The organism is Chromobacterium sp. ASV23 (assembly GCF_016428945.1).
Classification (GTDB): domain Bacteria; phylum Pseudomonadota; class Gammaproteobacteria; order Burkholderiales; family Chromobacteriaceae; genus Chromobacterium; species Chromobacterium sinusclupearum.
Genome location: NZ_JAELTR010000093.1, coordinates 1 through 9,060 on the forward strand (window position 1 = coordinate 1; position 9,060 = coordinate 9,060).

Annotated in this window: 5 protein-coding genes; 2 read left to right on the forward strand and 3 right to left on the reverse strand. The window is 53.0% G+C overall.

The features are described from left to right. Positions 1-34: 34 nt before the first annotated feature. Both JHD59_RS22920 and JHD59_RS21035 read left to right on the forward strand, forming a co-directional pair. Entirely contained in the window at positions 35-130 is a 96-nt protein-coding gene (locus JHD59_RS22920) for a transposase (protein ID WP_233164440.1), read from the forward strand. Between the two features lie 68 nt (positions 131-198). Beyond that, a protein-coding gene (locus JHD59_RS21035) for an IS3 family transposase (RefSeq protein WP_233164441.1) occupies positions 199-1,337 on the forward strand; the annotation gives its coding sequence in 2 pieces (ribosomal slippage) (positions 199-448 and positions 448-1,337; 1,140 coding nt in all). On the opposite strand, the gene JHD59_RS21040 is transcribed toward JHD59_RS21035, so the two are convergent. The 3 genes from JHD59_RS21040 to JHD59_RS21050 all read right to left on the reverse strand — a co-directional run. Continuing rightward, complete coding sequence (locus tag JHD59_RS21040; protein ID WP_199155688.1) at positions 1,308-1,847, reverse strand: hypothetical protein; 540 nt, start codon at positions 1,845-1,847, stop codon at positions 1,308-1,310. The genes JHD59_RS21035 and JHD59_RS21040 overlap by 30 nt on opposite strands. 203 nt (positions 1,848-2,050) lie before the next feature. Beyond that, entirely contained in the window at positions 2,051-8,203 is a 6,153-nt protein-coding gene (locus JHD59_RS21045) for a hypothetical protein (RefSeq protein WP_199155689.1), read from the reverse strand. Between the two features lie 288 nt (positions 8,204-8,491). Next, positions 8,492-9,060 (reverse strand): IS5 family transposase (locus JHD59_RS21050; protein WP_199155690.1); only part of this gene is annotated, 569 nt, incomplete at its 5' end.

The following is a 9,060-nucleotide window of genomic DNA, read 5'->3' on the forward strand; positions in this document are numbered from 1 at the left end:
CAAAAGTAGAGAGAAGTCCGTCACTTGAAGGACAATGACGGATATGAAGAAGAGCAGATACACCGAAGAGCAGATCATCGGCTTTCTCAAGCAAGCCGAACTCGGCATGGCCATCAAGGAGGTCTGCTGATCTGCTCCCCTCAGCCCCTACCAATCAAAAGTAGAGAGAAGTCCGTCACTTGAAGGAAAATGACGGATATGAAGAAGAGCAGATACACCGAAGAGCAGATCATCGGCTTTCTCAAGCAAGCCGAACTCGGCATGGCCATCAAGGAGGTCTGCCGCCAAGGCGGCTTCTCCGAAGCCACCTTCTACAAATGGCGCAGCAGATATGGCGGCATGAACGTCCCCGAGCTGCAGCGCGCTCGCGATCTGGAGGCCGAGAACGCCCGTCTCAAGAAGTTGCTGGCCGAAGCCCACCTCGATATCGAAGCCCTCAAGGTCGCCTTCGGGGTAAAGCGCTAGCCCCGCAAGCCAAGCGGCAGGCCATCCGCCTCATGCTGAGTAGCGGACTGGCAGTGTCGGAACGCCGCGCCTGCCGGCTTGTGGGGCTTTCCCGAGATGCCTGGCGACATCCGCCGCAAACGGATCCACTCACGCATCAGCTGACCGCGCGCATCGTCGATATCGCCCACGCGCGCCGCCGCTTTGGCTACCGGCGGGTGCATGACCTATTGCGCGTCGAGTTTCCGGGCATCAACCACAAGCGGGTGTACCGCTTGTATCGCGAACAAGGCCTTGCGGTGAGGCGGCGTAATCGTCGGCGCAAGCTGACCGGCGTGCGCACGCCGCTGCAAGCCGCTACGCAGTGGAATGAGGTGTGGAGCATGGATTTTGTCAGCGACCAGTTAGCCAGTGGTCGGCGCTTGAAATGCCTGACGGTCGCCGATGACTTCAGCCACGAAGCGGTGCGGATTGCGGTGGATTTCTCGATGTCCGGCCAGTACGTCACGCGGATGCTGGATCAGGCGGCGCAATTTCGCGGCTATCCGTCAGCGATCCGGACGGACAATGGGCCAGAGTTCACCAGCCGGGCATTCATGGGCTGGGCGCAAAGCCGCGGTATCCGCCACATCCTGATCCAACCGGGCCGGCCGATGCAGAATGGTTACATCGAAAGCTTCAATGCCAGATTCCGCGATGAATGCCTGAACGAGCATGTCTTTGATTCGCTGGCGGAGGCCAGGCAGATCATCTCCACGTGGCGGGACGATTACAATCAAGTCCGTCCCCATGGATTGATTGGCCGGATACCGCCAGCGGAATTTGCGGCACGCCATCGCCAGGCACAAGTAGCAAGCCAAAGATCAGCGGGTTCCACCACCATGCAAACCTAGGACTTCTCTCCTGATTGCTGGTACGGCTGACGGGGGCAGATCAACATTGCTATCAATTGGATCCCTTAGTCTTTCCATTAATTGATTTCTGAAGTTGTAATTGACTCTGCCTGTAGCTGCTGACTCTTGTTCGCAAGCATTGAAAATAGCCCATTCAGATTTTATTCTATTTTCTACGCCTTTGATCATGAAATTAAGTTCACATTTGAATTTATCGTTTCGCTCCTTTGTGTCGCAAGATATATTATTAGATCCGTATGGGTCAGGAAGATTTTCCATGACATATGTGCAAGCATGCTTTACCTCCCATAGACTAGACATGTGAAGCATATTCTTCATGCCTTTTACAGATACCCCCTTTTCTAAGCATGTATTTGAACATGCTTTCAAGACCTGTCCAATTGCATCCTTGGTTTTTTCTGTACTATTTTTTTTATGCGTCTGGCGCACGGAGTTGATTAGCAAATCCAGCTTGTACTTAACATCCATTGTCAATTTTGTATTTGGCATGGCAAACTTTAAATTTATCTAGGAATGAGGTTAAATGATATCAATTTAGCCATTCTAGAATTTAATATTTCGCTCATTTTCATGGTTCAGTTGAGATTGATGCCCCACTCCCAATAAATTTCCTGTTGGTGTTCATCAAAAATGGCTCGGGTTGTCTGCAGAAGATAACACCGAGCCATAGGGTGATTACACGGGACTAAACACTATGCCTTGTACCATCTGGGTTTCGCCAACACGTAGGCCCCATCGATCAGCTCATCTGGTAGTCGCTGGTCTATCGAGTTGAAGGCATGGCGAGCATCATTAAAACGGTCGAAGTCTTTATATTTGATCAGTTTGGTGGTGGTCGCGCTTTCGTAACGCTTCGCCCAGTCGGCTTCGCGCAGAATCAGCGGTTGATCAAGCGAGGGCATGCCCTTATTGGAAAACTGGGCTGCCGTCAAGTCGAATACAAAAGTTTCGCCGTTTATATCGCCAAGAACCACAAAGTGGTTTCCGGGGAGGTTGTCGCTGCCATTGGCCCAGAGATACATCCCACGATACCGGATGTTATCCATACCCTTGCTCCGCATGAATTTGACGGCGTCGTCCACGATGGCCTCGCAGTTTTGCAGTGGACTCAGCATCTTGGCATTGATCTCGGGGATTTGCCGCAGTTCTGACAGGTAAGTCGTCATTTCTTCCGGCAAAGCCTCTGGCTCCCGATTAACAAGCACCCGTAATTGTTCATGGAGGGTTCCCGTATTCACGGACTGACCGAGAGGGGGATTGAGTACCTCTTCGGCAAATTCGGTCAGTGCCTTGAAGGCGGTCCCCGGTTGCTGATTTTGCAATTGCGCCAGCGCGTAGGCGGTCCGCGCCGTACGGCCGTTGCCATCGCCATAGGGGTGGTAGCGTGTAATAACCGTATAAAGCGCCTCGCTCAAGTCCATTTCCCCGGCCTGAACCTTGATTCGAATATCGCCCAGCGCGCGCTTGAAGCCGGCACGAGCGATGTCAGAACCCATGAACGTAGGATCGCTGCTGGAACGGAATGTGCGCGCCTGTTGACCCGGGGGAGGCATGTAGACGGCATTGTGAATGCGCTCAAGGGTATCAAAATCGAGCAAGTCGGCCTGCCGAAAGTCTATGAGCGCTTGCCGTATGCGCGGCTGCGCCACGGTATCGACACCCGTGGAGGCAGTACGGCTGCGGCTGACGATCCAGCGAGCTGCTGCATCTTCCGGACCGCCAGACAAAGTACGGCGCGGGATGATCGGCTTCTGCTCGCGGATCCAGTCAAGTTGTCTTGTTGCGTCTTGCAAGCGCGTCAGGTCGGAATTCAGCCTGCGTTGAACCTGTGCCTGTTCAGCGGGCAATTTTCCCCAGGTGAATCGGGACTTGGCTTGGCCCAGGCCGTCCAGTTGCAAGTTCCGCCGTATCGATTGTTCGACTGCATCGGCGCTGGTTAAGCGAGCCAGTTCTTTGGCGGTTTCGCTGTTCTTCATGGTATCGGCCAGGAGATCAATCTTGCGGCTGTCCATGAGTTTTTCCCAGTTCATATGCTTCAACAGCGAAGGGATTGCGCTAGCCGATGCCGTCTTGACCTGTTGTCGTAGGATGCGCGCTTGGCGGGCGGCCTCCCGGGTCGTTTGAACGCCTGACGGCACGGCCACCAAGCCGCCCACGACGCCGGCAATGATGGCTTCGTTGCGATAGGCGGCTGCATCTTCCGGTCTATTGGCTTGCTGAGCCTGCATCGCTGTAGCTGTTACATATGCTGTATCAATGGCCAGGTTAGTCATAAATAGCGAGATGCGGCTCAGCAGCGGGCCCGTGCAGGGAACGAAAGCCAATACCGAACTGAAAACAGCCAGAACCCCCTTGGCCATTTCCAGCGTTTCTTCAGTAATCTGCTCGGATCTGGTGAACAACAACTTATCGATATCTGAATCCAGGCGCTCCATGAATCCATCGAATAGCTTATTGGCCAGATCAGGTGGATTACGGCTTGCGGTGTATCCGAAGGGATTCACCACCTCAGGAACCTCCGGAGCAAAATCGTTATGGTGGTATTTTACCGAGCTCTCGAACATGGAAAGCGGGCTGTGTTTATATTCACTGGCGTAATAGACCGGTAGTTTACTAAGAACCCAGTCCTTGAAATCTGTTGTCAGTGGCATCGATGGTACGACAGCGGTTGCTCTGCCAAAAAGTCCATCATAGGCAATATTTTTGTCACTGACATGGAAAAAATTTGGATCATCCACGCTGAAAAGTACCCCGCGTTGGCTGTTGGGGGGGGCTAGGGGAATGAAGAACACGCCATTTAATTTATGTTTATTAAACGTTACTTCCGTTGCCTGGATTTCCCCGTTCAAAAATTTTTGCACGGCTTCTTCATATGCGGGAATCTTATTTGGGCTTTCCTTATACTTTTCGCATCGTTCTCTAAGCATATTCTGATAATGCGTCGTTAATATAGAACGATTATCTGGATTGTTGCGATAATTTGACAGCGCCTGCACCATCTTGGAGGATAAATCATCCGTTTTGAGCGATGCTATCAGCTCCTTGTATATTGGATTGGCAACATTGAGCCTCCAGTCGTTCAGCGGGCCTGATCTGTACTCATACAAATAGTGGCCGGTAATAATATCTTTCAACGAGTGAGTGTAGACATAATCGGTCTGGATGGAGCCTCCTCCTACATTACTAATGACGTGTCTAGCATTTACGTTGATTCCGCTGTTTGGCCCCAATCCGCCAAGCGAAATACCCTTGCTCTTCTCGAAGCGCCGTATCCCTTCTTCGATAAATTTATCAATGAAATCAGATGGATTCAAAATGGGACTGTACGCCTTGGCGAGGTCCTCCAAAGTTTTTCGGCCATAGCGTTCGAAGTCGCTGAGCAACTGCGCCGACACCCTTGGCGCCTCAGTCGTCACAGCGGCTTCCGGAGTTGAAGTCAAAGAGGTGCCCTGCCCCGCAGCCGATTTTTGTTTTGCGCTTTGAATTAAAAAGGCTTTCTTGTATTCCGCTACTTTGGACCGGCCATATTCATCAGACAGATTGTCTGCAATTTGCCACAAGCCATCAATGATGGGACGGCATTTCTCAATGGTTTCGTCATCAAAAAATTTAGGAATCATGTCGTAGAGCTCAATAGCCTTGAGTAATTTCATAACATTGATCTCAGACTGAGGCCGTTGATGTTTAATGAGGTGTTTCACATCGCTACTCTGATTCACGCCCTCGAATAGTGCGCGTATTGGCCCATAGTCGCTCAGCCTCTCCTCGCGGAGCAGCCTATCGATACGAGTTTGGATTGACGCGCTGTCTGTGTCGGCGTTCCTCTTGCGCCGGCTTAGGAGCGTCTCGACGGACACCATCTCGCTCGTGCGGGTGGCAGTGGCAGTGGCACCACCCTCGGGGGGGGTATCTGCCAGCTCGTCATAAAAAAGAAAGTCCAGATCAGGAACCGGATTTTCCTGGAAGATGGCCAACGCTTTTTGATAGTCGCTGTCGCTTGCAGGTGAGGGATCGTCCACGCCACGGCGAGACCACGCGTAATGCCCCAGTACGCCCGCTCCCGTCGTCACTGCAGCCAACCCCAGCAGCAGGGGAATTTTCTGCTCCATCAATCGATTGCCCAGCGAAGACGGAACGGTTGGAGCCGCCTTGGCGATAAGACTGGACTGGGTCAAACTTCCCACATCCTTGCCCTGATCGTTGGAATCATTTATCAACGTCGCCTCGATGTCGTCAGTGGCAGGAGCGGCAACCCGTCCTGCTTGTCTGGCCTGCCACAGACCATAAGCGATGGCCGCCAAGCCGACTGCTTCCAGTCCTAAGCCTGCTCCAAGTTGCCAATTCGCCCCGTTGCTGCGGGAGGCTACCGTGGCAGCCGCACCCTCCTCCCTGGGGAGGGGGGTGCTCAGACCCAGCTGCATTGGGCCGAGGCTTCTCGTGACGTCACCGGTGTGTGTTCCCGTCATTCTATCCTTGAGCAGCGCAGCCGTTTCTGGGTAGCGACTGGTGAATGCCGCCTGTTTCTCAGAGGTCATCTGTTCAAGTATGTCTGCCGCTCGCCCAAATTCACCCAGCGTGAAAGCTTGTTGAACATGATCAGGTGAGAAGGAAGTCCTGTCGCCATCATCCGCCAGCGCAGTGGGGAAGGTGAGAGGATCGCGCACTGAGGGCAAGGCGGCCCAGAGCGAACCGAGTCCTTCACGCGATTTTTCTATTACGGTCCCGCAAGCTGACATCGCAGCGTCCGCCAGCCAGTTCTCAACCTTCCTTGACAGTTTCTCCCTCAGTTCCTGCATGTTCTTGTTTTGGCTGCCGGCAAGCGCGTCCAGCCATTGACTGGCCCATGCAAGCCAAGTGTCGGCAGGGCGTAGTGCACCGACCTCCCGCTGCGCCTCCCGGAGTGCTGGCAGCAGCGGGATCAGATCAATCAACGTCTCCAGCTGCGGATAATGCTTGACGACGCCGTACTCCTTAAGCTTTGCAGCTAATTGGCACAGGGCATTATCGGCTGCTTCAGGGGTGCTGCTGTTGAAGGCTTGGTAAGCCTCCCACATCAACATGGCGTTCAAGTATTGGCCGTACACGAACTGCAACTGTTTGTCATCGCTTGGGTCGTTGGCGACAAACCAACGCAACGTGTCATCAAAGCAGCGGTGATCCGCGATGGCTTGCGCGTAGCGCATGGTGGCGGCAGCTAGCGGATCCTGTGTCAGCGCAGCAAAGGCGGAGGGTATGACGAGACTTGCGGTGCTGCTCGCAAGGCGCTTGCTCCAGTCATACCAGCTTTCATTGGCGGTACTTTCCTGATAAAACTTTTCCAGTTTCCTCACGGCTTCCTGCGGCAGTAAGGTGTTGGCGGCGCTGCGAGCCGCCAGCCACAAGGCGGAAGGGGCCAGTTCCTTGGCAAAATCGAACATCAGGCCAGACCAGGATCCGGCGTTTTGGTTGATCGCTAACAGGCGGTTCAATAACGCGAGGGATGCCGTCGATGTTCCCAACTCAGCCTGAAAGGACTGAGTCCATGCCAGCGCCGGGGCGTGACCGCTCGCTTGCTGCAGCAGCCACAGCGCCTGACTGCACAATGAGCCATCTATGGGAAAGTGGCGCAGTTGGCCGGCAAAATGGAGGAGAGGGATGATTTGGTTCGCTTGGGGCTTGTCCGCCAGCCACCTTTCCAGATGCGAAAGAATCCCGGGTTCGGCCAGGGTGCTGGTAAGCCATGTTATTTTTGCGTCCAGCGAACCCTCGCTGGGGTAGCCCCTTCTCACCGACGCCAGTGCCTGCGCAAGTTGCAGCAGGGAGGCGTCCAGCGCCTGTCGGGCCAGCGGGCTGGCAATCAGAATGTTCACATAATCGAGTAAGTCTGAATCGTCAGGCAGATTTTGCAAAAGTTTGAATTGCGCAAAGGTCTGTTCCAATGCACTCACATGCTGCCTGATGCTGTCGAGACTCGTTTTCCCGATAACATCTTGTAACTTCTGATCAGATAGTATGGTGTTGGTCATCGCCAATAAGTCGCCAAACTTATCAAATACTGACGAATGATTTTGGTATTCCTGAATGCCGTACTCCAAGGTCTGCCATTGATGGCTCACACTCTTCAGCCAAGGCATTATTGCTTCGAGGCAACTTTGCAATGGTTTCAGAGCGGGTGCTAATGCAGGATTTTTCCCCCAAAGGTTCGCAATATTAGTATCCAGATGTTCCAATGCGGTGTGCAGGCGTTCCAGTCTGTCTTGTGACGTATAATTATCGTTGTAAATTTTGCACAACTCGTCATAGTTTATTTTCAGTTGGTGCAGATCCTTGATGGGAACCGATTCGATCACCAGTTTGTATACAACGTTTTTTAGCACCCCATCAGCCATATCCGATAATATTCTCGTCGTGACGGCGTGGTTGTCCTGACTCGCCTTAACGGCGTGGTTGTTCTGCACCAGCGGTTGTGGGCTGATCTTGGCCACTGACTGATAGAACAGAGCCTCATAATATTCATCAGGGTTGTTCTCCAACTCTGCCGCAATGTCCCGTAAAGCGCATTTCAAATCTTCTGTTAATGATTTTTTATGTTGTTTGTTGCCATCGAATTGCATCAACTCTTCAAGCAAATGGTCGCCTATTTTTCCGGAGAGATGTAGTTTCGAGGCGATTATTTTCAGTAAGGCTGTTGTATTTTCATCCCATCCGGATAATTCCCTGATATTTTCAATTTGTTCTGGAATGCCTGGTGGATAAAATGTTGGTTTGTCGATCCTTGGATTGCGTGGTTCTTCTATTTTTTTTTGCGGTTCATCGCGTTTATTTGGTAGGGAGCGGGACGCGGGGGAGTGGGTGGGTTTTATCATGATATTCAAGTGGATTATTGAGTTGGATGAAGAGCGTAAAGAGTGTATATTCGGCAATAACTCTAAAGTTTCATATTTCGCTCATTTGTCACATTGAATTGCTGCGGCTTTTCTAGACATTTTCGTTTTCGTCCATCATCAACAGGCTTGCCGTTCGACTAGGGAAGGTCTGAACAACCTGCCGCGCAAACAGAAATGCAATTTCTCGCAGGTGTTTCGGCTGCAATAGATCCACCGATTTCAGACTGGCAACCACCAGGATGACCCGATTCCCGGCCATCCCCCCTTTCAGATCCCCGCCAACAAGGCCTTTCGCGCCAGCCAGATGTTGGCCAGCCCAAACAGCGTCATCAGTTGTGCGGTGTTCTTCTTCAAGCCGCGGTAGCGTGTTTTCAGGTAGCCAAACTGCTGCTTGATGACCCGAAACGGATGCTCCACTTTGGCCCGAATCTTGGCTTTGACCGTTTCGACCAGCTGGATCTGCCGGTCATCGGCTGAGTCGGTCAGCACTTTGCGCTGGCCGGGCCTCATCGCAATCCACCAGCGCACCGCTCGCGATTGGTGTTCGGCTCGCTTGTGCACGCCAGTAAAGGCGGCGTCGCCAAACACATCGACTTCCTCGCCGTGCAGCAACTGATCGACCATCGTGACATCCGCCACATTGCCGGCGGTGCCGGCCACGTGATGCACCAAGCCGGACTGGGCATCGACGCCGATATGGGCCTTCATGCCGAAGTACCACTGATTGCCCTTCCTGGTTTGATGCATGTCCGGATCGCGCTCGCCCTGGGCGTTCTTGGTGGAGCTGGGCGCGTGGATCAGGGTGGCATCGACGATGGTGCCTTGCTTCAACATCA

What these genes read in the sequence shown, in the direction of transcription:
- JHD59_RS22920 (WP_233164440.1), top strand. Translation starts at nt 35, where the DNA reads ATGACGGATATGAAGAAGAGCAGATACACCGAAGAGCAGATCATCGGC.
- JHD59_RS21045 (WP_199155689.1), bottom strand. Translation starts at nt 8,203, where the DNA reads ATGATAAAACCCACCCACTCCCCCGCGTCCCGCTCCCTACCAAATAAA.
- JHD59_RS21040 (WP_199155688.1), bottom strand. Translation starts at nt 1,847, where the DNA reads ATGCCAAATACAAAATTGACAATGGATGTTAAGTACAAGCTGGATTTG.